Genomic DNA, 25,988 nt, shown 5'->3' with positions numbered 1-25,988 from the left:
CAAAAATTGTTCAGAAGAGTGTATTATTACGATATCTATACCGGATATCGTTCTGGTAAAACACACTAAAATGAAATAGGCGGACTGTCCCGCCTATTTTTGTTTCGAAGGAATGAAATTTATTTAGTGATAGAGCTCTCAACCTTGGCACAGGGTATTTTTCAAACTGGTACGCTGAGTTAATAATTTGTTAAAAGGGTGTTGAGTCATATTACTATACTAAAATTCAGGAGTCATACTTTGGAAAAAATCTGGCTGAAAAATTACCCAAGCGATGTTCCGGAAGAGATCGATCCTGATCGCTTTGCTTCTTTAGCGGAGTTACTTGAAAATTCGGTTTCGCAATATGCGGATCAACCTGCGTTTATTAATATGGGCGCAGTGATGACTTACCGCAAGTTGGAAGAGAGAAGCCGTGCTTTTGCGGCATACCTACAGAATGGCTTAGGGCTTAAAAAAGGCGACCGTGTGGCATTAATGATGCCCAATCTATTGCAATACCCAATAGCGCTATTTGGTATCTTACGTGCGGGCATGGTTGTTATTAATGTTAACCCACTTTATACACCAAGAGAGTTAGAGCATCAGTTAAACGACAGTGGTGCAAGCGCTATTGTGATTGTGTCAAACTTTGCGCATACCCTTGAGAAAATTGTTTTTAATACCAAAGTTAAGCATGTGATTTTGACCCGCATGGGGGATCAGCTCTCACGCCCTAAAGCGACGTTAGTTGATTTTGTGGTGAAGTATGTCAAAAAGCTCGTTCCGAAATATCATCTACCGGATGCCATTTCGTTTAGGCGTGCGATGCATTATGGCTATCGTATGCAGTACATTAAACCGAATATTACGGGCGATGACCTAGCATTTTTGCAATACACAGGAGGCACAACAGGGGTTGCGAAAGGTGCAATGTTGACACACCGCAACATGTTAGCGAATATTGAGCAAGCGAGAGCCGCTTATGGCCCAGTCTTAAAAATTGGCTCAGAGTTTGTGGTGACAGCACTGCCGCTTTATCATGTTTTTGCTCTTATGGTGAACTGCCTCCTTTTTATCAATGTTGGTGGGGTAAACCTATTAATAACCAACCCTCGCGATGTACCTGGTACCGTCAAAGAGTTAGCTCGTTATCCCATCACTTCAATTACCGGGGTCAATACCTTATTTAATGCGTGGTTGCATAATGCCGAATTCCAGAAACTTGATTTTTCCAAGTTAAGGTTGTCGGTCGGTGGCGGAATGCCTGTCCAGAAAGCCGTTGCCGAGAAATGGCAAAAACTCACCGGTAAGCACTTATTAGAAGGTTATGGCTTAACAGAATGTTCACCACTTGTGACCGGAAATCCGTATAATCTGACCGCTTATAGTGGTAGTATCGGGTTACCTGTTCCATCAACAGAAATTAAACTGGTTGATGACGACGGCAATGAGGTTGCTGCGGGAGAGCCGGGTGAAATGTGGGTCAAAGGCCCTCAGGTCATGAAGGGCTATTGGAACCGACCTGACTCAACCGCTGAAATTTTGCGTGATGGCTGGTTAGCGACGGGCGATATCGCTGAAATTGATAGTGAAGGCTATATACGTATCGTTGATCGTAAAAAAGACATGATTATTGTCTCTGGCTTTAATGTTTATCCAAATGAAGTTGAAGATGTGATTTCATCTCACCCTGATGTGGTTGAATGTGCGGCAATTGGCGTACCAAGTACCAGCACAGGGGAAGCCGTTAAAGTATTTGTGGTTAGCAGTAATCCGAAATTAACATCTGATGACTTAAAAACATTTTGTCGCCGTTCACTCACCGCGTATAAAGTCCCCAAGCTGTTTGAATTTAGAACAGAGTTGCCAAAGTCAAATGTTGGAAAAATATTGCGTAGAGAATTACGTGATGAAGAAAAACAGCAAAAAGAAAGCTCAACAGCATAATGTTAGCTTATCGGTTTGCATCCCTATGAGTAACGCCGGTTTTTACCGGCGTTACTGTGATGAGTATATAAAAAGAGAAATTTGTTTTGAATTATCGTTTAGTAACAACGGACAGTGAGCTTGCACAAGTATGTCAGCAGGCAAGTGAAGCTGATTGGCTTGCATTGGATACCGAATTTGTCCGTACTCGAACTTATTATCCACAATTAGGTTTGCTACAGCTTTATGATGGAAAACAAGTTTCATTGATCGACCCTTTATCAATCAGCGACTTTTCACCGTTTAAAGCGTTGCTGACTAATCAGACTGTCACTAAATTTTTGCATGCAGGTAGTGAAGACCTTGAAGTATTTTTGCATGACTTTCAATGTGTCCCTGAGCCGATGGTTGATACCCAAGTGATCGCCGCATTTTTAGGTTACCCAATTTCGTGTGGCTTTGCCTCTTTAGTTGCAGAATATCTAGGGGTAACGCTGGATAAAAGTGAATCTCGAACCGATTGGTTAGCGCGTCCACTCAGTGAAAAACAATGCCTATATGCGACAGCAGATGTTTTATATCTGTTGCCATTAGCGAAAATTCTCATGCAAAAAGTGGAAGAAGAGGGCTATCTTGCTGATGCCTTAGAAGAGTGTCAAAGAACCGTTGAACGGAGACAGAAAATCACGGATCCGGCGCTAGCCTATCGAAACATCACGAATGTGTGTCAGCTTAAAGATGAACAGCTTGCTTGTTTGCAAATGCTGGCTGAATGGCGTTTAAATCAGGCCAAAGCACGTGATATGGCCATTAATTTTGTTGTTAAAGAAGAACATTTATGGAAGGTGGCTCGTTACTTGCCTAGTTCGTTAGGTGAACTTGATGCTTTGGGACTCACGGGGCAAGAAATCCGATGTCACGGAAGACGATTGCTCAGTATTGTGGAAAAAGCCAAACAAATGAATGAAAGCGACTATCCGCCAATGGTTGCAAACTTGAACGAACAATCCCAGTATAAAAGTTTATTTAAAGAAATTAAGGCGGTAGTAAAAGAAATCGCTGAACATGAAAAATTTAATGCTGAATTACTGGCATCTCGTCGACAAATTAATCAGTTGTTATCGGTACATTGGGGGATTAAATCCTTGTCTAAGCAGCCTGAATTATTAGATGGTTGGCGAGGTCGCTTGCTAGCGGAACCCATTACAAAACTGCTTAATCAAACACACTAGTTTGTATCCCCGCGTTATTCGACCAAATTGTAGCCTTAAATCGAGCTCGCTGGATTTAAGGCTCTCTCAACAAAGAATAACATAGCGTTAATGAGACCTTGGGTAAAACTGCCCATATAATCCTTAGGCATATTAAAAGCATTTTATTCACTCTTTGTGAAAGGTTGTTTCTGTATTTTGAAAAATAATCAAAGAACAATATTTAGCCAAAATAGCAGGCAAGATGTGGAATGAAGTTTATCATTTTAAAGTTATTGTTAATCGCCTCTATTCCTGAAAAGATAACTGACCCGTTATTTTGTCGATCTTGTATATAAGTTTTATTGCCGATGAGTCTTTATTTTGGTGAAGAGGATTAAAATTAGCGTGAATAGATAGTGCGTTATGCTAATAGGGTAATCTAGAAGATGCGGTGTTTAACATTTGGTTATATTGCAAGCAGAGAGCTTATCTAAAAGAATCGCAAACATTATTTTAGCGATAGAAAACCCAAGCCATAAAAATATTATGGCTATTTAGCTTACTAATGATTAAGCCAATTCAATTGACTGAAAAACTGATAAAGCGAGCCGCTATTTATCACTTAAAAACAACGGCTATTTGCTATGATTATTTCTCAGTTGTTTTTAGCTCATCACCTTCAGGTAATGTCACGTTCAATTCAAGTACTGAGATATCGTCGTCTTTTTGTTCGAATTGTACAGAAAGCATCTCAGGGTCAACTTGAACATACTTACAAATAACCTGTAAAATATCTCTTTTCATATCAGCAAGATAAGGAGGTTCACTATCACCGCGGCGACGTTCTGCTACGATGATTTGCAATCGCTCTTTTGCGATATTTGCTGTCGGTTTTTTCCGCGACAGAAAGAAATCCAATAAAGCCATTATTTACCCCCCAAATAGGCGTTTCAAGAAACCTTTTTTCTCTTCTTCAATGAATCGGATAGGGCGTTCTTCACCTAAAATACGATCAACACAGTCGCTGTATGCCTGACCAGCATCAGATTCTGTGTCTAAAATCACAGGTTCACCTTGGTTTGATGAACGTAATACGGATTGATCTTCAGGGATCACACCAATTAATGGAATGCAGAGTATTTCTAAGACATCTTCCATACTCAACATATCGCCACGAGTCACTCTTCCTGGATTATAACGGGTTAATAATAAGTGCTCTTTGATAGGGTCTAAACCTTTTTCGGCGCGGCGTGATTTAGAGGCAAGAATACCTAGGATGCGGTCAGAATCGCGTACTGAAGAGACTTCTGGGTTGGTAGTGATAATCGCTTCATCTGCAAAGTAAAGTGCCATCAATGCACCACTTTCGATACCTGCTGGTGAATCACAGACAATAAAGTCGAATGCTAATTCATTACCTAATTCGTCGAGTATCTTTTCAACGCCTTCTCGAGTAAGGGCATCTTTATCACGAGTTTGTGATGCAGGTAGAATATAGAGATTCTCTGTACGTTTATCTTTAATGAGTGCCTGATTTAACGTGGCATCACCTTGAATGACGTTAACGAAGTCATACACTACTCGGCGTTCACATCCCATGATAAGGTCGAGGTTACGCAGACCGATATCAAAATCGATCACAACTGTTTTTTTCCCTCTTTGTGCTAGGCCTGTAGCTATGGCCGCGCTTGAAGTGGTTTTACCTACGCCACCTTTACCAGATGTAACAACAATTATGCGTGCCATGAATAATTCCTTGTAAATAAGGTCTAAATTAAGTTTTCAATATTTAATCTGTTGTCAACGAGACAAAGTTTCGCTGCTTTGCCGAGAAATTCAGAAGGGATCTGATCACTCAGCCAATATTCACCCGCAATAGACACCAATTCGGCTTGCAGGTGTGTACAAAAAATTTGGCTTTCAGTATCACCTGAGGCGCCCGCAAGAGCTCGACCTCTCATTATGCCATATATATGAATATTACCATCTGCAAGTAATTCTGCACCTGCGCTGATATTACTTGTGACAATAAGATCACTATTTGGGGCATAAATTCGTTGACCTGAACGAACTGGGCTATTAATAATTCGAGTTTTTCGATAACTAAACTCAGGGTCCGCTGGCGAAGCAATTTCAACGTTAGACGGCGTTGATTCAGGCTGAATGTCAACGGCTTTTTGGCTTTTGCCTTCACTCAGTACCGCTAAACCTGCATCACTGACTTTCTTCCGTAATAAAGGATCGGTGCATCCACTTATTCCGACAACCCTTAAACCAACTGATATAACAGCCTTATGGATACTGTATAAATCCGCATTCGCTGTTAAATCGGCAATATTAATAACCACAGGCGCGTTTTTAAGGAAGTCAGGTGCTTGGCTTACCTTATCTTGAAGCGCTTTTTTGATGAGTTTAGTTTCTTCACTACGTAAGTGAAGCACTGAAAGAGTAAAGCTACTGCCTTTGAGTTCTATTGGCGACTGTGACATCTATCCGGGCTCAGCAAATTAAAATATCCGAAACAAACTTCGGGAGACGATATTCTGTAAAACAATAGCATGTTATAGTTACTGCATTCCTCAAGCAAGCCAATGAACCAAGAAAAAGAGTTAAATATAATGATTTGTGCAATATATCGTAGTCCTAACCGTGATCAAACATATCTTTATATTGAGAAGAAAGATGATTTTTCTCGAGTCCCCGAAGAACTGATGAAACAATTCGGCGTTCCACAGTTTGCGATGACATTATCCCTTACAAACCGCGATAAATTGGCAAATGCTGATATTGAAAAGGTCAAAGCAGATTTAATTGAAGTCGGATATTATCTTCAATTTCCACCACCAGTTGAAAATTTACTCGCTGAATATCGTGAGTCTTGTAGCGAATAAAATTAGGATAATCCTGAAATGATAATTGACCGGTGGGAGTGATGAAATGAAACCAACTTTACTATTTACTTTAATTAGCGGCTTATTTTTAGTGAGTTGTTCAGCGAAGCCACCGGTTTCAGCTGCACCGAAACAATTGACTACTCAACAAAATGTCGCAATTGCGCAAGAAGTTGAAGCGCTAGATAAAGCATTTCCAATTGAAAATCGTGAGCCAACACAATTTCCGGCTTATGTTGAGTTATTAAAACAGCACGCGATAGCGCAAGGAATTAAACCGAGCACGGTTGAACGGGGATTCGCTAATATCCATTTTATTGAGCGTGTGGTTAAGGCCGATAAAGGGCAACCTGAAAAAAGAGCCACCGTGACTTTAGAAAGCTATTTAAAGAATGTGTTACCCGCCTCGCGCATTAACGCAGGTGCTCAAAAATATTGGGAAAACGAAGCAATCTTAAATGCGGTTAGCAAACGTTATGGTGTTCCGCCTCAATATATTGTTTCTTTGTGGGGACTAGAGAGTGGATTCGGTCGTTCCCAAGGTAAAGAAGATGTTATTTCAGCATTAGCAACACTTTCATTTGAAGGGCGTCGTGAAGCTTTATTTAGCAAACAATTGCTAGCTGCATTGGAAATTATGGACAAAGGCTATATCCCAGAAGATCAGCAATTAAAAGGATCTTGGGCTGGAGCCATGGGGCAAAGCCAATTTATGCCAACATCGTATTTGTCTTATGCGGCGGACGGTGATGGTGATGGAAAAATGGATATTTGGAATAACACGGCAGATGTTTTTGCCTCCATCGAGAATTATCTTTCGACAGAAGGCTGGCAAGCCGCTTTACCGTGGGGTTACCAAATTACATTGCCAGCTGATTTTGATAAACAGCTCGAAGGGGTTAAAGCAGAGCAGGGTAAAACCGTTGCTCAGTGGCAACAACTTGGCGTCACATTACCAGCATTCGCACAATTACCGTCCAGTGTAAAAACATGGGTTGTTATCCCTGATGATCCGCAGGGGCGCGCATACTTAGTGACAGAAAATTTCCGCACTATTATGCATTGGAATCGCTCATATTACTTTGCTTTGAGTGTATGCTTGATGGCTGACGGCGTTGCTCAAAAAATACAATAACGATAATAGGAGTTACAACTATGTACCAACATCGTGACTGGCAAGGTGCCTTATTGGATTTTCCTGCAAATAAAGTAGTTTGTGTTGGCAGTAATTACGCAAAACACATTAAAGAGATGGGCTCCGCACACCCAGAAGAACCTGTTATTTTTATTAAACCTGAAACTGCATTATGTGATGCAAACCAACCGATAGTGATCCCAAAAGATCTGGGAGCAGTGCATCATGAGATTGAATTAGCTGTCTTGATTGGTATGCCATTAAAGAATGCCGATGAAGATCGGGTTTCTCGTTCAATTGCGGGTTTTGCGGTGGCGTTAGATTTAACGCTACGAGATTTACAAGCAAAATTTAAGAAAGCGGGACAACCATGGGAAAAAAGTAAAGCATTCGATGGGTCTTGCCCAATTTCGGGTTTTATTCCTGTCAATAGCTTTGGTGACCCACAAAGTGCCCAGCTGTCCTTAGAGATTAATGGCGAAATTCGCCAGTCAGGCTCGACTCGTGATATGATCACGCCCATATTGCCATTGATTAGTTATATGTCTCGCTTTTTTACCTTACGTGCGGGGGATATTATTTTGACAGGAACCCCAGAAGGTGTGGGACCATTGACATCGGGTGATATGTTAAAGCTCTCAATTAATGATCACTCGTTAACGACCAGAGTGATATAAGTATAGGATTATTAAGTATTATGTCTCAGCCTTTCTGGCAGGTAAAAACGTTAGATGAAATGACTGACGATGAATGGGAATCACTGTGTGACGGTTGTGGGCAGTGCTGCTTGCATAAACTGATGGATGAAGACACAGATGAAATTTATTTTACTAATGTGGCTTGTAATCAATTAAATATCAAAACGTGCCAGTGTAAACATTATGAAGACCGTTTCAGCTATGAGGCAGATTGTATCAAACTTAATCGATACAATTTAGAGACGTTTGAATGGCTACCACATACTTGTGCTTATCGTCTGTTGCTTGAAGGGAAAACATTGCCTGCATGGCATCCGTTAAAGACGGGGTCAAAAGCGGCAATGCATGCGGAAAGGATTTCTGTGCGGCACATAGCCGTTAGGGAAAAAGATGTGGTTGAGTGGGAAGACCATATAATGAACCGTCCCGTAGACAGAACATAATCACGTGTTCATTGACACGGGATCATATAACAGCCCTATTCGATAGGGTTCATACTGCTGACAAACCTATTATGTTTGGCGGCAAGTCAAATGGGTTTTTGAAAATAAACGAGGAAAATCAATTTATTGATTTTCGGCTGATAACACAAAGCGGGAAAAATCACGCTTTTATCCCGCTTTGTCAACAACCTCAGCCTTATTCGATAGGGCTGTTACTGCAACCGCTTGTATCACTTCCTAAACCGTATTTAAAACTCTTCATACACTGCTGGGTCTTGGTTTCTTAGTCTTCCCTCTACTGAAGATAATGCATTTATTGCCTGCATATCTTCTGACGACAGGATAAAATCATAAACATCAATATTTTCAATCTGACGAGTTGAGTGCGCGGATTTTGGTATCGGCAATGCACCTAATTGTAAATGCCAGCGCATGATAATCTGTGACACAGTCTGATTATATTTTTTAGACAAATTGACCAGCGTTGGGTGAGAGAATAAATTTCCAGCTCGTCCTAATGGACTCCATGACTGCGTAATAATGCCTTTTGATGCATGATATTGACGCTGTGTTGCTTGGTTAAAGTTAGGGTGTAATTCTATCTGGTTAATGACAGGGAGCACGCCTGTTTCTTTTTCTAAAATCTCGATGTGCTCAGGAAGAAAATTACAGACACCAATGCTTCTTATTAAGCCAGAACGTTGTGAGTCGATTAAAGCTTGCCAAGCTTCAACGAACGTTCCTCTTTTCGGGTTTGGCCAGTGGATCAAATACAGGTCAATATAGTCTAATCCTAGACGTGTGATAGATTCTTGAATCGTCTGTATTGCGTTATTATATTGCTGGTGGCGCCCAGGTAACTTTGAAGTCACACTGATTTGATCTCTTGGAATAGAACTATTTTTTATTGCTCTACCGACGATGCCTTCATTTTCATAATTAAATGCAGTATCGAGTAAACGGTAGCCATTGTTTAAAGCGCTTTCAATGATCCGCGTGCCCTGTAAGCCTTTTAAAGCATATGTTCCAAAGCCAATTTGAGGAATTTGGAATCCATCGAGTAATTCATATGTCGGGCTCATAGTGCCTCCTGTTGATATTAGCATTACATTCAATATATCAACCTTGTCGAAACTTATTTTGTCGATTTGGGTAGTACTAACAGTATGGTTATTGCAATAATGAGTGCGCAAATTGTGAGCAATACTCGGTCGAACGCGAGGATTATAGGCCCAGCGGTAGCGGTAATATTAAAAGTCAGTGCAATGGCAGTTAAACAGAATGTCCAATAACCGTAGCGTTTAGCCCCAATTATTAACATGGCAAATAATAATAATCCCACCAGTGAGACATGTAATAGTTGATTTTCATAAAAACCAAGTAACAATCCGCCAACAGCAGCGCCCAGTAAGGTGCCTATCCCCCGTTGTTTTAATCGCGCCCACGTCGCCATACGCTCAGATTTCATCACCCTTAAACCCGCAGCCGGTAACCAACAAGGATGTGAGCTAGGCAATAGCGTCGCGAGCACACTGCCTATTAGTGCGACTAAGACCATTGCAATGGAGAAGCGTTGTACCGCTGGAGAACGTAAGTCAATATGAGTGGCAGAAGCGGGGGCTTCATTTCGAGGGAGCTGAAGATAAGAAATGATAACGCCCCAACAGGTACCGAGTGTAAATGCACAACTATAAAATAAACTCCCTTGGGAAGGTATTTGTCCTATTGAAAGAAAATAAGCCAATACGCCTAATGCGATAGGTAAACGCAAATACGTGGCTCGTAATTCAGCATAGCCTTGAATAAGGGCACCAAGAGCAGCATAAATAAAAAACAAAAGGCTACCTAAAGTGACATTAATCCCGATGATTGCAAAGACAGATAAAATCCCAGCCCCTTGTAGTAATACGGGAATTGGATTTTTTTTGGGTAATTTAGGGTATGAAACCACTAATAAATAAGCACCAAAGGACATAAGAGTGCCAAACATGGCTTGTCCATAGAATATACCGAAAATCCAAGGAGCAATAACCCATAGAGAGAGTAAAAGTGCACTACGGATTTGGTGCAAAGAAATTGACATCAGAAGTTCTCGCTTCTCATTTTATGATATAGGCCAAATTTGTTCAGTATGAATACTGTAATCAATGAGTAACTTACTGACAATATTATAATTTTTATATTCATTATTAGATTATCAAAAGGGTAAATGGCGCTGTTTTCAATTAATTCGACATGCAACTAGTCTCAAGTCTCTTTTTATCAATACATATATTGATTAATTTCAGTTGTTTGTATCGTTATCTTCTGTTTTTGTAAAATTAAGTAATTAAGACCTGTCTTTGGCTTGACTATGGCATGGTTAACCCTCTAAAGGGGGAAATTAAAATGCATCAAATGAAAACAGAGGTTGTCGTCATTAGGTTAACTAAAAAAGAGAGAGCGGAGCTTGACGCAAAAAAAACGAAGCCCATCCTTTCTGAATGGATGAAAGAACTTGCCTTTGCCGCACCAGATCATCCCGAGAATAATGATATTGAGCACAAGTCTTCATAGTGCCATTACAGCGCGGTTATTGAGCGCACTTGGTCATAACATCGGGATACGCCACTCACCAATTTGAAGGCAATTAACGCATCTTTACTGCGCTATAGCTATAGCGTGAATTGCATTCGCTTAATAGCGCATAAAGGTTAACTGCTACCTGTACTCTATGGCGCTTTTCTCTTGCGGATGGGGTGTTTTACTGTTCGTACCAATGGACATCATATGACTTTGCCAATGGCGGAAAGCGATAGAGTGATAGATTAACAAATAAGATTAATTAATGTACAGCTCATAGATTGAAAGAGATCTAACTCTCACTTTTAACGACAATAGATATTCAATATATGATGTGTGTTTTATGTTATGGCCCGAATAAGTTGTATAAAATGTGGCTATTTTAGCAATTAGCATCTACATTTTTAGTTAGATTATAGGATTCCTAATAGATAGGGGCTTTAATCGAATGTCGATTTTAGTTAGGTTTGGTTGAAATGTGAGCTATTTTTACTCTGTAGATGAGTTTTAAGAGTTTTCTGAATGCCGATTTATAGACCTATGTTACCCAGAAAACAAATTATTTTTTAATATTAATTATCAATTGGTTACAATTTTAAAATAATTTGAATAGATAAAATTTTATGTAGAAAAAACGGCTATATATCAAATTAATTGATAACATTTACTAACAGAAGACGTTGATGCTCCATTATTCATTAAAACATTTTTAGTTATTGGCAAGAAATAAAATATTAAATTAATAAAAATTATCAAAATCCAAGTAAATTTAGCTTAGATATTTCACTTGCTAGACTAATATTATCAATATCAACACTAACGATATTGGTTATACCCAGTATTTTATCACCACAATATCTCTTTGTTAGCTTAACTTCTCAGAATTACTCCAATAGTGAGTAAATAGTCCAATTATGATGTGTCATCATTATTTCATAAATATATGCTCAAATAAGAATGAATATCAACCTCTACATAACATAAAATTAATTTATATTATGCAGAGGTTAGCTATCAAATTTAGATGACTCATTCTTCAGTGGATTTTAATTTGGAATAAGTTATTACGATAATGATGGTCGTATTTAGATGTATTTTGCTGTTTTCATTTTTTACAAAAAACTATCATAAGATCATTTTTTAGAATTTATTTGTAACATAAAATTGAAAAATAAATTATCAAGTGTAATAAACTTGCATAATACGAGTAATTCAGAGAATTGGCTTAATAAAATTTTTCGATCAATAGCACTCATTTGATAGGTGTCATCTATTAAAAATTACACTATGTAATAATAAAAACGATTTAATGTAATTTAAGTTTTTATGTATCCTCTCTTCGAAATCATATAGACCACGTTATGATTATTAATTCTAAGATGGACTAATTGAGATAACACTATATTTTTAATTTAATTATTAGTAGTAGCTTAAATACACAGAAATAAATATGTGTCCGTATTAAATATATGGTGAGTACACTATGTTAATTATTTATTAAAAAACTAGGCACTTAATAAGTCCTGTTTAGTGTAATAATAAAACCCCTCATATTAGGAAATGATAATGAAAAAAGTATTACTGACAGCAGTTGCAACTGCAATTATTGGCGCATCTTCTGCTTATGCTGGAACTGAAAATGCTGGCGGTGGCCAAGTTAATTTTTACGGTAAAGTGACAGATGTTTCTTGTACCATTTCTGTTGATGGCCAAGGTAGCGATGCTAAAGTTTATTTGTCTCCTGTTTCTGTTAAAGAAGTTAAAGATGCAGGTGCAAACATTTATCTGAAACCAAAATCATTTGTGATTGATGTAACTAATTGCCAAGGCACAAATGATGACACAGTATTAAACGTTAACTGGACTGGTGGTAACGTATTGGCGGGTGCTTCTGGTGCTAACGAAGGTTATTTAGCTAACACAGATTCAACGGGTGCTAAAAATATTCAATTAGTTTTAGCAACTAACGCTGATTCTGATTTAAAAACCAAAATCAACCCAACCAGCGCTACTCAGCCTAAGCCAAAAACAATCGATATTGCTGATGGTTCACGCTTCACTTATTACGTAGGTTACGCAACTTCTACACCAGATACTGTTAGCAGCGGTATTGTAGAAAGCTACGCAACTTACGAAATTACTTACGAATAAGATTAAATTAATTTAAAAGTAATATTTATCTAAGCGGTAGGCTCACTGCCGCTTTTATTTAGAGGTTCAAATGAAAGCAATTGTTTTATTCTTCTGCTTCGTTTTCAGTGCATCTTCATTAGCGAATAATATTATTGTTAACGGCACTCGATTTATTTATCCTGGAAATGAAAAAGAAATTACAGTGCAGTTAAATAATACCGCGGATAGACCAGCCGTCGCACAAGCGTGGTTAGATACCGGTGATGCATCTGAAACACCAGATACAATAAAAACACCATTTCAAATTACGCCTCCAATATCTCGAATTGATGCGAAAGGGGGACAAACTCTCCGTATAAAATTAATGGATAAAAACCAATTAGCACAAGATCAGGAAAGTTTATGGTGGCTGAATATTTTAGATATCCCCCCCACCGTTAGAACGGCTGGAAAAGAAGATCAAAACTTTTTACAACTGGCAATTCGTTCACGTTTTAAATTTATTTATCGTCCTGTAGGTTTAGGTAGTCGTGAGTTAGCACCTGAAAAATTAATTGTCAGTGCTAATGGAAACAATTTGACCATAAATAACCCAACACCATTTTTTATTACTATTACAAAAATTTCTACAGATGGAAAAAATGGGTTAACTGATAAAGCGATTATGCTGGCACCCAAAAGCCAAAGTTCAGTGGTATTGAAAAAAGCAATTAAAGTAGGCGAAAACATTGTTTTGAACAATATCAATGATTATGGGGCGGATATAGCAGTTAAAACAACTGTTAAATAGGACAGAAAAATGAAACAGCGAGAGTTAATAAATAAATATAGTAATACACTCTCTGTGACCTGCTTTGTCACTGTATGTATGATGCCGACATTTTACGCATGGGGTGCGGAAGGTACCACCTACGAGTTTAACAGTGGATTCATAGTAGGCAGCAAAGATAATATTGATTTAGAACGCTTCAATACCGCGCCAATCAGTGAAGGTAAATATTCCGTTGATGTGTATACCAATGGCAATTGGAAAGGGCGCTATGATTTAAATGTTGTTCGACAAAAAGAAGGTCATTTAGGGATTTGTTACACGCCAATAATGTTGAGCAATTTTGGTATCGACGCAGAAAAGCTAAACCCACAACTCAATTCACAAGAGTCTACTTGTTTACCGTTAAAAGAGTGGAATGGTTTGAGCGAGGTGAATGATAAATTTCACGCATCAAATTTACGTCTAGATATCTCAGTTCCCCAAATTTACGAGCAACGTTTATCACGTGGGTATGTTGCACCACAATTCTGGGAAAAAGGTATACCCGCACTTAATGTTGCCTATATGGCCAACTACTATGATAGTCATACGAGTGGTTCTCAAGGGCAAAATGATGCCAGTGCCTATTTAGGATTAAATGCAGGGTTATCTTTTGATGGATGGCTGTTAAAGCATATTGGTAATTTAAGTTGGCAACGTTCCGGAAGCACCAGTTGGAACAGCAACCAGACATACTTGCAACGACCTATTGCAAGCATGAAGTCCAAAATGACAGCCGGTCAGTTTTACACTGATGGCGATCTGTTTGACAGTATTGGCTTGCGTGGTGCAAAAATCGCAACAGATGACAGCATGTATCCTGACGGAATGACATCTTATGCGCCTGAAATTCGTGGTGTAGCGCAAAGTAACGCATTGGTCACTGTTCGCCAAAATGGTTCTATTATATATCAAACGTCAGTACCACCTGGTCCATTTATTCTTAATGATGTTTATCCATCGGGTTATGGTAATGACTTAAATGTCACGGTAAAAGAAGCTGATGGTAGTGAAAGTAGTTTCAGTGTTCCATATTCATCATTAGCGCAACTTTTGCGTCCTGGTTTTACGCGCTATCAAGTTGCCGCGGGTAAATCGGACACAGATGGCTTGCACAATCGTCCTTATATTATGCAAGGGACTATTCAACACGGCCTAAATAACACATTTTCTCTTTATGGTGGTGTAACGGCGTTTGATGACTATCAAGCTTATTTAATTGGTACAGGTATCAATACAGGTATTGGTGCGGTTGCGCTAGATATGACGCAATCTCGAACCGCGTTAAAGCATCGAACTGATAATGGTCAGAGTTATCGCATCACTTTTAACCGATTGATATCACAAACTGATACCAATATTTCGTTGGCTGCATACCGTTATTCAACGAAAGACTATTTTAATGTTAATGATGCTCTGTATGCGATTGACTACGATAAACGTGGACTTTCGAATAATCGTTGGCGTGAAAAAAATGGCTTTAGCTACACGGTAAACCAAAACTTACCTGATGGGTTTGGCGGGCTGTATTTTACTGGTCGTATATCCAGCTATTGGGAGCGTTCTGGCACTGAAAAACAATATCAGTTTAGCTATAACAACCAATACCAACGTCTCTCTTATTCCATTAACTTTATGCGAGTCTATTCGGATAATAACAGTACCTATGGTAAGAAAGATGACCGTATTAGTTTAAACCTAAATATTCCACTCTATTTTGGTGACAACAGAAGTACCACATTAACGTCAAACACCATATTTAATAACGAGAAGTTTGGTTCAACTCAGCTTGGCGTTAATGGAACATTGGATGATGAAAATAATTGGACTTATGGACTAAACACATCAACGGCTAGCGGTGGTGAACACAGTATTGCGATGAATACAGGTTATCGTACACCTTATGTCAACACCAATGCCAACTATAGCCAAGGGCAAGGGTATCGACAGTTTGGTGTTGGTGCGAATGGCTCTGTTGTCGTCCACTCTGACGGTGTTGTGCTGACGCCAAATACGTCAACGACAATGGCACTCATTGAAGCTGAGGGAGCAGAAGGTGCTTCAGTTATCAGTGCACCAGGTGTTCGTGTTAATAAGGGGGGGTATGCGCTAGCGCCATATGTACGTCCTTATCGTATTAACAATATTGAAATTGACCCTAAAGGCAGCGCTGAAGATATCGTGTTTGAAAATACATCGAGTCAAGTTGTGCCTTATGAAGGCAGTATTGTTAAAGTGAAATTTGGAACCAAAGTTGAACGTAACCGTACTTTTAACGTTGTACGTCTTGATAAAAAACCTATGCCATTTGGTGCTGAAGTAACTAACCTTCAAGGTGAATCTATTGGTGTCGTTGGGCAGGGGGGAACAGTATTTATTAGTAACGAAGAAGCCAAAGAAGCCATTGTAAAATGGGATAATGGCCAATGTGTATTTTCTCTGGAAGCAGGAACCAGTAAGGATAGTGTATGTCGATAAATACAATTCTACGTCATGGGATAGCACTCACGGCAGTGCTATCGAGTATCTCTGCATATGCGACATGTACGCGAGACAGTCGGGTTCCAGCAGAGAATATCGATATGCAATTTGGCCGAGTTATTGTCTCACCTGATCTTCCTGTCGGTAGTGTGATACAAGAAAAAACCTGGCCGATGAAAGAAACCGGAAGCTATTGGGCAGTGTGCTATGGTGGAACTGTTTTAGATGCAATCGTCACCGCTAAAGGGGTGACGGAAGGGCCGAATAAAGTCTACAACACCAATATCCCAGGGATAGGACTACGTTTCCAACGTATGGGCGCTGTTGCAATGACTTACCCTGATACTTATAAAGTCAAAGGGGAAAGTAAAAAGAAGATCAATGTGTATTTAGCTGGCTCAACATTTAAGTTACAAATCATTAAGACAGCAGAAAATACGGGGTCAGGGAGAATTACTCAGGGTGAGTATACACGTTATGGCTATAAACCGAATTCAGTTGAACCTGCGATTATTACCTATTTATCAGCTGATGCCATTACCATCGTATCTCCGTCTTGTAAAATTACGACAGGTGCAAACCAAGACGTTCATTTAGATACCGTTAGGCGCACTGAGTTTAGAGGACGGGGAACCACAGCAGGGGAAAAACAATTTCCAATTAATCTATTATGCAATGGTGGTGTGAGTATTTCCCCGGATTCCGTTTCTGTGAATATGAATTTCTATGGCACATTAGCTCGGAATACCACCGCTAAAGATGGGGTGTTAGCGAACACCGCCAAATCATCTTCTGCGCAAGGTATTGGCGTGCAGGTTCTTACTGATAAAAGAGAAAAATTGCATTGGGGTGAAACTTATAAAGTTGGTGAGTTAGCAACCGCACGCGATAAAGCGATTAATATGAACTATATTGCCCGCTATTACCAACATGAAGATAAAATCTCTGCTGGTGAAGTGCAGGCTAAGATGCAATTCAACATAACCTATGATTAATAGGGGATCCCAATGAAAAACTGGATAATGCCGATACTTTTTTCAGTGGTAGGTTATGCAAATGCATTACCCACTTTTGAAACAAATTATGACGAAGGAAAGGTATCTTTTGCGGGGAGAGTTGTTGATGTTTCCTGTAAAGTCTCAGTGAATGATCAAGGAAGTGATGCCAATATCTATCTTGCTCCCATCTCACTGATGGAAATCAACAATAGTGCAGGTGGTGCGTATTTAAAATCTAAAATGTTCACTATCAAGTTATCGCAGTGTCAATCTGTGGAACATAATGGTGAAGTTGTTGATGCTGATCTTAATAAGCTGAGTGTCACTTGGGCTGATGGTTATTTGGTGCCGAAAACAAACTTTGAAACAGCGGGATTACTGAAAAATATGCTAGTTGATGGTGCAAAGAATATTAACTTTGCATTATCCATCAATAACAGCACCATTTTAGATGCGGATAATAAAATTATTCCTGCGGATCCTGAACAATTGAAAGTGACACCGAAAATATCAGACAATAAAGACGCCATCTTCCAATATTATATTGGTTATACTGCTGAGAATGCGAGTGAAGTGACCACTGGATTAATGGCAAGCTATGCAACGTACGAAATACAGTATAACTAACAATTTAATTTTATAAAATCAAATAAAAAAATAACATAGCAGTTAATGGGCTATGTTATTTTTTTTTGTCCTTTTTAAAAGGTTAATTTACAGTGTTACTATTATTGAGCTGTAGAGGTATCATGAGTGTAATAATAAAAATAGCAGAGTATCAGATAACATTTTTGCTATGAACAATAACACTTTCTGCGGCATATTTTAATTCTTGGTTCTTTATGTTTATATTCTTATCTTGAATTGAGTCATCCTCATCAATTATACAACCTTGAAAGAACCAGTCTATAGGGCACTTCAATACAATTGCTATGCTAACCAAATGATTTAGAGGTATTTTATTGATTCCATTCTCATAGCGAGATATTTGCTGTTGGCTTATATTTAATTTCTTGGCTAAATCAGAACCGGAAAAACCTAATTCTTTTCGCCGCGCTTTTATTTTAATTCCAATAAAATAATGAATGTCCATGTTGGCACCCTCGATTGATAAAGGGATAGTAGAATAAATGCTAAATGCATTGTAAAATTATACAATATATTAAATGGTAAACAAACAATTAATTGTCACATATTTAATATTTTTATTTTATTATTTTTAATATTGTTAACGCTAGGTACTATAGGATTAAACAGACAATAAATTAATGGCAGTATCCATATGAAGAGGGTATAGACATGTTGTTATGGTTAATATAATGAATTTTTAATAGAATAAATACATGATCTTTGTATGGGTACTAAATGTTATATATATAATAATACAGTGTTATTATTTTTCTCAAAAATAGATACTCTTAATTAGAGTGTCAAATTAAGTTGTTTTTTTATCTCAGTATGAGTTATTTAGTGTTTAAATATAAAAAATAATGATTCAATATTAAATAAATAGATATTAATTTTGAATTCCATTTTAAATTATAGTGATGGAAATATTATTTTGAGTAAATGTACTTATTATTAAGAGATGTAACAATGTAATGTTAATCGATAAAAGATTATAAAAATTAATGGGTGAGGGGAGTAAGCAGTACGGGTAAACATTTTTAACGTATCAGCGTTTCATATTTATTTTAAAATCAATTTGCTAATTACATTTTACTTATAAAGAGGTATGGAATATTACTTACATTTTAATGATAAAAAAATGTAAGATATAAAGAAGTTCATCATAAACTCCTAAAGAGATTAAAAAGATAACGAGAAATGTAAAAATGCTAGGTGAAAGCAAGTTTGTCATAATGAATTATAAAACTCTATCAATGAATATGCATTTAGACTTTTAGTATAACCGAACTGATATGCTAAAAATGGTGCAATATGTAAACATACATTTCTAATCAAGTTTGTTGATACTCTACTCTGATATTTTCCCATTCTATAGTCTAATAAACCTAACTTTAGTATAATTTCAGTTATTTATATCGATATTATTCGCATGAGAAGTGTTGATAATGGGGGAGTTGGAGCGACTCGCTATAAATTGCTGCTAATTGTAACAAAAAGCAACCTTTTAAGGATGAAGAATAAGAGTGCTTATAGCGGGCTGCTTGTAAATAAAAGAACCTCAATGAGAATTAAAACATATTTAAGGTTGATCCTATAGCTAATAACAAGTTTTATAACTTTGTCACATAGAATTCATTCACTATACTGTCGTTATAAGCGATAGGATTACACCCATCAACCAAAGAGGTTCCCATTATGAAACTCTATCTTTACGATCATTGCCCATTTTGTGTTAGAGCCCGAATGATTTTCGGTTTTAAAAAAATCAATGTTGAGCAAATCTTCCTGATGGAGGACGACAAAGCCACTCCGACCAAAATGATCGGTCGTAAGATGTTACCTATTCTAGAAAAAGATGACGGTAACTATCTACCTGAAAGTTTAGATATTGTTCATTATGTTGATCAATTATCCGAGCCTAAAATGACTCAAGTTACGGTTTCTCCCGAAATAGAGAAATGGTATCAAACAGTATCAGAAACGGTCTTTAAACTCGTTGTACCACGTTTTACGCAAGCTGATTTTCCTGAGTTAAATACGCCAGAAGCAAGGGCAGCATATATTGAACGAGAAGAGAAAGCTTTTGGCGATTTAAGCATTCTATTGAAAGAAACGCATACGTTAATTGTTGAACTTGAGCCACATATGGATGCCTTAGACGTATGGTTAGAAAATCGTAAAAATGAAAACGTTATGGATGATATTTTCATATTCCCTGTATTACGCAGTTTGTCTATCGTGAATGACATACCCTTTAGTACAGTGATATTGAACTATATGAAGAATATTTCACAGATAACGGGTGTCAGCTTGTTATTTGACCAAGCTAAATAAGAACGCTAATAATCGCGAACAGGCTTTATTAAGCATAAAAAATCCCATTATTAATAAAATAATGGGATTTATATGTATATACAATAAACAAGACGGTAGAGACTAATTCATATAGTCTTTGAGTGTATAAACAAGCTTGTATCTACCTTGCGTTAGGGTCAACTTTTTATCACTGAATGAAATGTCTGCACCATCCGTTAACATTCGGTTAATTAACGAATCCCATTTTGATAAGTCTTCGTCAACGCACTCCAGTTCTGTTTTAGATAAATGTTTTACCATGAGGGTTGATTTGTTGATTCGACCCATTCCATGAAAATCATTACACATTGTGGCTGATACAAACATTTTTTCGCCGAAAGAAAGGCTAGGAACGCTGATTTTATCAATAATAGGTTTCCCATCTATTTCTGTCAGCACGAAATTATGGTGTATTAACTGTTGCTCGGTGACATTATCATTATTATCAGCACTGACATTCTGCGTCTGGCAAGCCGCCAATAATAAACCAAGCAATGTTAAAGGAATTATCCGTTTCATTATCATTTGGCTCAATTAGGCTTTTACAATGTTAGGACAATTTTCACCATTATTAAGTTGGCGGATATTTCCTAATGTTGTTTCGCTGATACTTGTCAGCGCTTCTTCAGTTAAAAAGGCTTGATGGCCGGTAAATAGGACGTTATGACATGATGAGAGGCGGCGGAAAATATCATCCTGAATGACATCGTTAGACTTATCTTCAAAAAATAGATCTCGCTCATTTTCATAAACATCCATACCAAGAGAACCAATTTTTTGTGCTTTTAAGGCGTTAATTGCGGCAACTGAGTCAATCAGAGCACCACGACTAGTATTGATGATCATGACACCGTTTTTCATCTTACTGAAGGCATTTTCATCCAGTAGATGATGGTTTTCGGGTGTTAGCGGACAGTGTAGGGAAATGATGTCAGAATTTTTATATAGCGTATCTAAATCGACATATTCAGCACCCAAATCAAGCACAACTTGATTTGGGTAAGGGTCATAGGCGAGTAGACGCATCCCGAAACCTTTAAGAATGCGTAGAGCAGCTTGACCTATTTTGCCTGTACCTATTATGCCCGCAGTCCGGTTATGCATGTTAAAACCCGTTAAGCCCTCTAAAGAAAAGTTGGCATCTCGAGTACGTTGATAAGCACGATGGATCCTACGATTTAGGCATAACATCATGCCAACGGAATGTTCTGCAACCGCTTCTGGTGAATAAGCGGGTACCCTTACTACCTGAATGCCGAGCTCTTCGGCAGCGACTAGGTCGACATTGTTAAACCCTGCGCAACGTAGCGCAAGAATACGAATGTTAAGTGCTGCAAGTTCTTCTAACACTTCTCGGCTAGCATCATCATTAACAAAAATACATACCGCGTCGGCACCAATCGCATTTTTAGCGGTCTGTACTGTTAATGGAAAATCAAAGTATTCGATATTAAAATCAAACCCGGATCCTTGATTGACTTGATCCATATGTTTGCGATCATACTGTTTAGTACTGTAAGAAACGATTTTCATCTAAGGAACTCCGTGTACTATTTCGTTAGGAACCAAAATAAAAGGGTAGCGAAAAAGTGGCTACCAAGAACTTAGGTCAGAATAAGATAATTGTTGCTGTAAATCACCAAAAAAATACCGAAAGCAACCCTCGATTAACTTTTAATATGCCATTATAGTCGTTTATAGATAAAACGACCTTGATCAGAACCAACACTCGTCATTGATATAGGTAAAACAAGGAAGCAGTTTGATGAAAAGGGCTCTTAAAATACTACTAGTAAGCGTTATAGGCTGCTTTTTGTTCTTATCTATTTTATGGGTGACTATCACCCGCTGGCTTCCTATTGTTGCAAAAGCCTATCTACCTGAAAATGTGACTTTTTCATTAAGTCAGCCCGTATTTCAAGACGATCAATTATTGATAAATACTCTACAATTGAAAGCAGGGGACTGTTTGTGGTTTGATGCTAAAGAGAGCCGTTTTTCTATTTTTCCATTGCATTTAACAATGAATGAATTGACTGAAGATAATCAGTGTTTAAGCCAGCTACCCACAACAACGGCAAAAAAGGATGACTCCCCCATCGAAATTGTTGCGCTGTTGGAGAGTTTACCCGATTTTTCGGTAGTCATCGAAAAGGCAAAAATATCGCCATGGGAAGAATACCAAGCGAGTATTTGGTTACACCGTAACGGAGAAAAACCGTTAGCATTAAACCTCCGAGGCGATAAGTTATTGTTATCTACTTATATCACCTCAGATAGTCAATTAGTCGTTGAGCAATTCTCAATCCAATTACCCGACCAAGAACAGCGTATCGATTTAAATGGCGAGTTAAATTTACCGTTAACCACTGAAGACCTTCCTGCTAAAGGCAGCTTAGCAACGGAATTTACCTTATCTCAACCACAAAAGCAGCTGTATGCCAGGCTTCAATGGGAAGGCGCACAAGGGACGTTTTCTGTGTTTGACAAGCAGACAGGGCAAGAAATTACCCATTTGCCTTGGAGAGTTGCTCCTCAGGTTATTAATATAACGGAAGGCCGTTGGCAGTGGGAAGAAAGTGGTATTCCATTTCATGGCGCTATTTCATTACAAGTCGCCAATTGGCAGTTGGGCCTAAATGAGATGGTGATCAGTGGCCGAATGAATATGATGACCGAGGCGCAAAAAGGTAAAGCTAACTTAGTGCTCAGTTTACCTGAAAATAAAATTAACCTATTAGATGCAGATATTCATTTTAATCTTAATGGCCAATTAAAATATCACGATATGGTGCTGGATATTCATTTACCATCACGTATCTCAGGGCAATTAGTCTCCCCATCAATGTCATTTCTTCCAGGCTCGTTGTTAAGAGCTTATGGCCGAGTTTCACCTACATTGTTATTGCAAGAAGCTCGTTTGCCGCTAGCAGGGACTTCATTAAGTGCTGAGGGGATTTCCGGCAGATTACAAGCTATTTTAAAAGTCAAAGAGCAATATTGGGGAAATTTTGCCATCCATCTTGATGGTCAGGCGAATAAGTTTACGGTCGATAAAGGCAAATGGTTTTGGAACTATTGGGGAAATGCACAATTACCAGCATTGGCAGCACGTTGGGATATTAAAGGCCAAGGCAGTTGGCAGGATACGTTAATTACCTTAAATACCTTAAATACGGGCTTTGATCAGATAAGATATGGCTTGCTTTCCATGACTGCAACACGTCTTATATTAACCAAGCCGCTGTTATGGCAGCGTGATGCAAATAAAGAAAATTTGCAAGGGCAATTGCAGCTGACAAGTGATCGGATGCAATTTGGTGCAGCGAGTTATTTACCTAAAATCACGGTAAATGCCGCCATTGCAGGTAAATCACCCGCTGATTTTCAATTAAAAGCGGACCTGAGTACCAAAGACGTTGGGCCAATTGTTATCTTTAGCCGTTGGGATGGTGAACGTTTTAGAGGTCGAGCGCGTTGGCCTGAACAATCTGTGAGTGCATTTCAAACGTTAATCCCAAATGATCTTGGAATGACATTGCGAGAAGGGAAACTCTTTTCACAAGCGGCATTTTCTATTGGCTTAACAACAGGCTTTGTTTCTGGTGGGCACTGGCGCGTAGAAAACACAGGTTTGTGGCTCAAAGATGGTGAGATTAGTGGGTTAAACTTTGTTTTACCCTGGAAATTGGAAAACAGCACTTGGACATTAGGTGAGAAATCAGCAGTCAAATTGCGTATAAAACAATTAAATAATCTATTCGAACTGACTGATATTCGAGCCGATTTATCAGGAACTTATCCACCTACAGACGCTTTACCTTTAAAACTCAGCAATGTTGGATTTAATCTATTAGGTGGTGAGGTGCATCTTGATTTATTGCGTTGGCCACAAAAGCAACCAGCAACAATCAGACTACACCAAATTGAATTGAGTCGATTATTCACCATACTGAAAGTCACTCAGTTTGCCGCTTCAGGTAAGGTGAATGGTGAATTACCTTTTTATCTTAATAATCCTGAGTGGATTGTTAAAAATGGTTGGTTGGAAAACAGTGGCCCATTAGCATTGCGTCTTGATACACAATTTGTTGAATCGATAAAAGCCGATAATATTTCAGCGGGTTCAGCGATAGGATGGTTACAGTATTTAGAAATTTCTCGCAGCCGAACAGATGTCAATATTACTAATTTAGGCCTCTTAACGATGAAAACCATTATTCAAGGTTTTAACTCTCAAGAGGCGAAAAAAAGAGAAGTTCACTTAAACTACACACATGAAGAGAACATTTTTCAATTGTGGCGTAGCCTACGTTTCGGCAGTAATTTAGAAGAGTGGTTAGAAAAAAATCTCTAAAGGAATAAGGACTCACTGTGAAAATAATAAGCGCAAGTCTATTCACATTAATGTTAATGATGCTAACAGGGTGTTTGAGGGTTGAAGTTGCTACACCAGATAAACCCATTAATATCAATATGAATGTAAAAATAGAGCACGAGATACAAATCAAAGCAGATAGGCAAGTTGAAGACTTACTCAAAGAAAATAGTGACCTTTTTGGTAAGGTGGAGGCGAAATGAAAGCCATTTTCCCAGCGTTGATACTCTCTTGTGTGTTTGTTTTTTCAGCCGTGGCATTAACTGTTGAGCAAGCTAAAAAACAAGGGTTAGTGGGTGAGACATTATCGGGCTATTTAGCGGTCGTTGATACGAATAATGCGACAGCAGATAAATTGGTTGCTCAAATAAACCATGAACGAGAAATTAAATACAGTGAGATAGCTAAGAAAAATAACTTACAAACACGGGATGTCGGTAAAATTGCAGGGCAAAAGCTAGTAGAGCGTGCAGATAGTGGAGAGTATGTTCGTGGTATTAACGGTCAATGGCTAAAGAAAAAGTAGTATGCGCAAAATAAACGTTGTACGCATACTATTTTGATACACATCGAGTGCGATAAGGTTACGCAATAACCTTGTCTATGCATTGGCGGGCATGTTGTTGCGCTTTTTCAGCCGACTCGGCACCTAATGCCGTTCCTTCTGCAAAGATAAATTCGATATCTTGAATACCGATAAAATTAAGGAATAGCGTTAAAAAAGGAACCATAATGTCAGAGGGGGTATCTTTATAAATTCCGCCACGACTGGTTAGCACGATAGCTCGTTTATTTTCTAGTAATCCCACAGAGCCTTGTTCAGTGTACTTGAAGGTTTCCCCTGATCTTGCAATAAAATCAAAGTAATTTTTTAAGTGAGAAGGAACAGTAAAGTTGTACATAGGCGCAGTGATAACCACAACATCATGTTGTCTTATTTCATTAATAAGCTGGTTAGACAGTGCCAAATGTGCTTCTTGTTGTGCAGTTTTGCTGTCGCCGGGTGAGAAAGCTGCTAAAATTTCGGCATCCATTGCTGGAATTGGGTTGCTGACAAGATCACGGACAGTTATGCTATCAGCCGGATTTTTCCCTTGCCACTGTTCAATAAAGTAGTCTGCCATTTTGTTGCTGTGTGAATAGTCTGCCAGAATACTTGATTTCAACAATAATACTTTTTTCATTATTTAACCTTAGAACATAGAACGCATTGAAATTACTTCATTAATTATCATACAGATATAGATGACCTTTAAAAGAAAGAAAATCAGATAAAGTATGTCAAAAAAACTGTTGATAACTGAGCGCTAAACATTAACAAAAAATGGCCTCAGTTTTGTTGCCGTTTGAGCGTGTCTATTTTAGGTTATGC

Annotated in this window: 25 protein-coding genes; 16 read left to right on the top strand and 9 right to left on the bottom strand. The window is 38.4% G+C overall.

What is annotated here, in order from left to right; all coding sequences use genetic code 11:
* Positions 1–240: 240 nt before the first annotated feature.
* Together fadD and rnd are read left to right on the top strand one after the other, a co-directional pair.
* The gene (fadD, locus tag ACWPW6_RS10325; protein WP_154623133.1) at positions 241–1,929 is read left to right on the top strand and encodes a long-chain-fatty-acid--CoA ligase FadD; all 1,689 of its coding nucleotides are present in this window, start codon (positions 241–243) and stop codon (positions 1,927–1,929) included.
* 86 nt (positions 1,930–2,015) lie between these two features.
* Complete coding sequence (gene rnd / locus ACWPW6_RS10320; protein ID WP_249998799.1) at positions 2,016–3,140, top strand: ribonuclease D; 1,125 nt, start codon at positions 2,016–2,018, stop codon at positions 3,138–3,140.
* 609 nt (positions 3,141–3,749) lie between these two features.
* Here the strand turns inward: rnd and minE are convergent.
* The 3 genes from minE to minC are packed head-to-tail and all read right to left on the bottom strand — an operon-like array spanning position 3,750 to position 5,590.
* On the bottom strand, positions 3,750–4,028 hold the full coding sequence (gene minE, locus ACWPW6_RS10315) for a cell division topological specificity factor MinE (protein ID WP_154623129.1): 279 nt from the start codon (positions 4,026–4,028) through the stop codon (positions 3,750–3,752).
* A 3-nt stretch (positions 4,029–4,031) separates the two neighbouring features.
* Positions 4,032–4,847 carry a septum site-determining protein MinD gene (gene minD / locus ACWPW6_RS10310; RefSeq protein ID WP_154623128.1) on the bottom strand — a complete coding sequence of 272 codons (816 nt, stop codon included), beginning with the start codon at positions 4,845–4,847 and terminating at the stop codon, positions 4,032–4,034.
* Between the two features lie 23 nt (positions 4,848–4,870).
* A complete protein-coding gene (gene minC, locus ACWPW6_RS10305; RefSeq protein ID WP_163861855.1) occupies positions 4,871–5,590 on the bottom strand; it encodes a septum site-determining protein MinC in 720 nt (239 codons plus the stop codon).
* A gap of 129 nt (positions 5,591–5,719) precedes the next feature.
* On the opposite strand from minC, the gene ACWPW6_RS10300 reads away from it, so the two are divergent.
* Genes ACWPW6_RS10300 through ACWPW6_RS10285 form a run of 4 tightly spaced genes read left to right on the top strand, consistent with a single transcriptional unit; the run spans position 5,720 to position 8,268 of the window.
* Positions 5,720–5,992, top strand: a complete 273-nt coding sequence (locus tag ACWPW6_RS10300; RefSeq protein WP_154623156.1) for a YcgL domain-containing protein — start codon at positions 5,720–5,722, stop codon at positions 5,990–5,992.
* 46 nt (positions 5,993–6,038) lie between these two features.
* On the top strand, positions 6,039–7,127 hold the full coding sequence (locus ACWPW6_RS10295; protein ID WP_249998797.1) for a lytic murein transglycosylase: 1,089 nt from the start codon (positions 6,039–6,041) through the stop codon (positions 7,125–7,127).
* 20 nt (positions 7,128–7,147) lie between these two features.
* Positions 7,148–7,804, top strand: a complete 657-nt coding sequence (locus tag ACWPW6_RS10290; protein WP_154623123.1) for a fumarylacetoacetate hydrolase family protein — start codon at positions 7,148–7,150, stop codon at positions 7,802–7,804.
* Positions 7,805–7,821: 17 nt separating this feature from the next.
* Positions 7,822–8,268 (top strand): YcgN family cysteine cluster protein, encoded by a 447-nt coding sequence (locus ACWPW6_RS10285; RefSeq protein WP_208852771.1) that lies wholly within the window; start codon positions 7,822–7,824, stop codon positions 8,266–8,268.
* 248 nt (positions 8,269–8,516) lie between these two features.
* On the opposite strand, the gene ACWPW6_RS10280 is transcribed toward ACWPW6_RS10285, so the two are convergent.
* Both ACWPW6_RS10280 and ACWPW6_RS10275 read right to left on the bottom strand, forming a co-directional pair.
* The gene (locus tag ACWPW6_RS10280) at positions 8,517–9,350 is read right to left on the bottom strand and encodes an aldo/keto reductase (protein ID WP_163861852.1); all 834 of its coding nucleotides are present in this window, start codon (positions 9,348–9,350) and stop codon (positions 8,517–8,519) included.
* Positions 9,351–9,403: 53 nt separating this feature from the next.
* Complete coding sequence (locus ACWPW6_RS10275; protein ID WP_249998796.1) at positions 9,404–10,351, bottom strand: FUSC family protein; 948 nt, start codon at positions 10,349–10,351, stop codon at positions 9,404–9,406.
* A gap of 305 nt (positions 10,352–10,656) precedes the next feature.
* On the opposite strand from ACWPW6_RS10275, the gene ACWPW6_RS10270 reads away from it, so the two are divergent.
* The 6 genes from ACWPW6_RS10270 to ACWPW6_RS10245 all read left to right on the top strand — a co-directional run bounded on the left by ACWPW6_RS10270 (position 10,657) and on the right by ACWPW6_RS10245 (position 17,880).
* On the top strand, positions 10,657–10,824 hold the full coding sequence (locus ACWPW6_RS10270) for an MbeCy (protein WP_154623116.1): 168 nt from the start codon (positions 10,657–10,659) through the stop codon (positions 10,822–10,824).
* Between the two features lie 1,572 nt (positions 10,825–12,396).
* A complete protein-coding gene (locus ACWPW6_RS10265; protein WP_154623209.1) occupies positions 12,397–12,981 on the top strand; it encodes a fimbrial protein in 585 nt (194 codons plus the stop codon).
* A 70-nt stretch (positions 12,982–13,051) separates the two neighbouring features.
* On the top strand, positions 13,052–13,753 hold the full coding sequence (locus ACWPW6_RS10260; protein ID WP_154623210.1) for a fimbrial biogenesis chaperone: 702 nt from the start codon (positions 13,052–13,054) through the stop codon (positions 13,751–13,753).
* Positions 13,754–13,762: 9 nt separating this feature from the next.
* Positions 13,763–16,252, top strand: a complete 2,490-nt coding sequence (locus ACWPW6_RS10255) for a fimbria/pilus outer membrane usher protein (RefSeq protein ID WP_163861846.1) — start codon at positions 13,763–13,765, stop codon at positions 16,250–16,252.
* Positions 16,243–17,250 (top strand): fimbrial protein, encoded by a 1,008-nt coding sequence (locus ACWPW6_RS10250; RefSeq protein ID WP_163861843.1) that lies wholly within the window; start codon positions 16,243–16,245, stop codon positions 17,248–17,250. The genes ACWPW6_RS10255 and ACWPW6_RS10250 overlap by 10 nt, the downstream gene beginning before the upstream one ends.
* 12 nt (positions 17,251–17,262) lie before the next feature.
* Complete coding sequence (locus tag ACWPW6_RS10245; RefSeq protein WP_154635556.1) at positions 17,263–17,880, top strand: fimbrial protein; 618 nt, start codon at positions 17,263–17,265, stop codon at positions 17,878–17,880.
* Between the two features lie 151 nt (positions 17,881–18,031).
* On the opposite strand, the gene ACWPW6_RS10240 is transcribed toward ACWPW6_RS10245, so the two are convergent.
* Positions 18,032–18,346, bottom strand: a complete 315-nt coding sequence (locus ACWPW6_RS10240; RefSeq protein WP_154635557.1) for a helix-turn-helix domain-containing protein — start codon at positions 18,344–18,346, stop codon at positions 18,032–18,034.
* A gap of 1,232 nt (positions 18,347–19,578) precedes the next feature.
* Between ACWPW6_RS10240 and grxB the strand changes: the two genes are divergently transcribed.
* Positions 19,579–20,217, top strand: a complete 639-nt coding sequence (gene grxB / locus ACWPW6_RS10235; RefSeq protein ID WP_163861841.1) for a glutaredoxin 2 — start codon at positions 19,579–19,581, stop codon at positions 20,215–20,217.
* Positions 20,218–20,319: 102 nt separating this feature from the next.
* Here the strand turns inward: grxB and ACWPW6_RS10230 are convergent, their stop codons facing one another.
* Together ACWPW6_RS10230 and ACWPW6_RS10225 are read right to left on the bottom strand one after the other, a co-directional pair.
* Positions 20,320–20,757: an META domain-containing protein gene (locus tag ACWPW6_RS10230; protein WP_154624111.1), complete on the bottom strand. Its 438-nt coding sequence runs from the start codon at positions 20,755–20,757 to the stop codon at positions 20,320–20,322.
* Positions 20,758–20,772: 15 nt separating this feature from the next.
* Entirely contained in the window at positions 20,773–21,771 is a 999-nt protein-coding gene (locus ACWPW6_RS10225; protein ID WP_154624110.1) for a 2-hydroxyacid dehydrogenase, read from the bottom strand.
* Between the two features lie 232 nt (positions 21,772–22,003).
* Between ACWPW6_RS10225 and ACWPW6_RS10220 the strand changes: the two genes are divergently transcribed.
* From ACWPW6_RS10220 to ACWPW6_RS10210, 3 genes are read left to right on the top strand one after another with little or no spacing between them, the layout of a single operon-like run.
* Positions 22,004–24,595 carry a YdbH family protein gene (locus tag ACWPW6_RS10220; protein ID WP_249998794.1) on the top strand — a complete coding sequence of 864 codons (2,592 nt, stop codon included), beginning with the start codon at positions 22,004–22,006 and terminating at the stop codon, positions 24,593–24,595.
* A gap of 50 nt (positions 24,596–24,645) precedes the next feature.
* On the top strand, positions 24,646–24,819 hold the full coding sequence (locus ACWPW6_RS10215; RefSeq protein ID WP_154624114.1) for a YnbE family lipoprotein: 174 nt from the start codon (positions 24,646–24,648) through the stop codon (positions 24,817–24,819).
* Positions 24,816–25,142 carry a YdbL family protein gene (locus ACWPW6_RS10210; RefSeq protein WP_154624108.1) on the top strand — a complete coding sequence of 109 codons (327 nt, stop codon included), beginning with the start codon at positions 24,816–24,818 and terminating at the stop codon, positions 25,140–25,142. The genes ACWPW6_RS10215 and ACWPW6_RS10210 overlap by 4 nt, the downstream gene beginning before the upstream one ends.
* A gap of 58 nt (positions 25,143–25,200) precedes the next feature.
* On the opposite strand, the gene ACWPW6_RS10205 is transcribed toward ACWPW6_RS10210, so the two are convergent.
* Positions 25,201–25,800 carry an FMN-dependent NADH-azoreductase gene (locus ACWPW6_RS10205; RefSeq protein WP_249998792.1) on the bottom strand — a complete coding sequence of 200 codons (600 nt, stop codon included), beginning with the start codon at positions 25,798–25,800 and terminating at the stop codon, positions 25,201–25,203.
* Positions 25,801–25,988: the final 188 nt, after the last annotated feature.

Source organism: Providencia sp. Marseille-Q8014 (assembly GCF_965112055.1).
Note: the sequence above shows the minus strand (reverse complement) of the source record. Positions and strands in the feature narration are given on the sequence as shown.

Bases quoted from the DNA above. Each gene is read 5' to 3' on its own strand.
- minE (WP_154623129.1), bottom strand. From the start codon at position 4,028: ATGGCTTTATTGGATTTCTTTCTGTCGCGGAAAAAACCGACAGCAAAT.
- minD (WP_154623128.1), bottom strand. From the start codon at position 4,847: ATGGCACGCATAATTGTTGTTACATCTGGTAAAGGTGGCGTAGGTAAA.
- minC (WP_163861855.1), bottom strand. From the start codon at position 5,590: ATGTCACAGTCGCCAATAGAACTCAAAGGCAGTAGCTTTACTCTTTCA.
- ACWPW6_RS10300 (WP_154623156.1), top strand. From the start codon at position 5,720: ATGATTTGTGCAATATATCGTAGTCCTAACCGTGATCAAACATATCTT.
- ACWPW6_RS10295 (WP_249998797.1), top strand. From the start codon at position 6,039: ATGAAACCAACTTTACTATTTACTTTAATTAGCGGCTTATTTTTAGTG.
- ACWPW6_RS10290 (WP_154623123.1), top strand. From the start codon at position 7,148: ATGTACCAACATCGTGACTGGCAAGGTGCCTTATTGGATTTTCCTGCA.
- ACWPW6_RS10280 (WP_163861852.1), bottom strand. From the start codon at position 9,350: ATGAGCCCGACATATGAATTACTCGATGGATTCCAAATTCCTCAAATT.
- ACWPW6_RS10275 (WP_249998796.1), bottom strand. From the start codon at position 10,351: ATGTCAATTTCTTTGCACCAAATCCGTAGTGCACTTTTACTCTCTCTA.
- ACWPW6_RS10270 (WP_154623116.1), top strand. From the start codon at position 10,657: ATGCATCAAATGAAAACAGAGGTTGTCGTCATTAGGTTAACTAAAAAA.
- ACWPW6_RS10265 (WP_154623209.1), top strand. From the start codon at position 12,397: ATGAAAAAAGTATTACTGACAGCAGTTGCAACTGCAATTATTGGCGCA.
- ACWPW6_RS10260 (WP_154623210.1), top strand. From the start codon at position 13,052: ATGAAAGCAATTGTTTTATTCTTCTGCTTCGTTTTCAGTGCATCTTCA.
- ACWPW6_RS10255 (WP_163861846.1), top strand. From the start codon at position 13,763: ATGAAACAGCGAGAGTTAATAAATAAATATAGTAATACACTCTCTGTG.
- ACWPW6_RS10250 (WP_163861843.1), top strand. From the start codon at position 16,243: ATGTCGATAAATACAATTCTACGTCATGGGATAGCACTCACGGCAGTG.
- ACWPW6_RS10245 (WP_154635556.1), top strand. From the start codon at position 17,263: ATGAAAAACTGGATAATGCCGATACTTTTTTCAGTGGTAGGTTATGCA.
- ACWPW6_RS10240 (WP_154635557.1), bottom strand. From the start codon at position 18,346: ATGGACATTCATTATTTTATTGGAATTAAAATAAAAGCGCGGCGAAAA.
- grxB (WP_163861841.1), top strand. From the start codon at position 19,579: ATGAAACTCTATCTTTACGATCATTGCCCATTTTGTGTTAGAGCCCGA.
- ACWPW6_RS10230 (WP_154624111.1), bottom strand. From the start codon at position 20,757: ATGAAACGGATAATTCCTTTAACATTGCTTGGTTTATTATTGGCGGCT.
- ACWPW6_RS10225 (WP_154624110.1), bottom strand. From the start codon at position 21,771: ATGAAAATCGTTTCTTACAGTACTAAACAGTATGATCGCAAACATATG.
- ACWPW6_RS10220 (WP_249998794.1), top strand. From the start codon at position 22,004: ATGAAAAGGGCTCTTAAAATACTACTAGTAAGCGTTATAGGCTGCTTT.
- ACWPW6_RS10215 (WP_154624114.1), top strand. From the start codon at position 24,646: ATGTTAATGATGCTAACAGGGTGTTTGAGGGTTGAAGTTGCTACACCA.
- ACWPW6_RS10210 (WP_154624108.1), top strand. From the start codon at position 24,816: ATGAAAGCCATTTTCCCAGCGTTGATACTCTCTTGTGTGTTTGTTTTT.
- ACWPW6_RS10205 (WP_249998792.1), bottom strand. From the start codon at position 25,800: ATGAAAAAAGTATTATTGTTGAAATCAAGTATTCTGGCAGACTATTCA.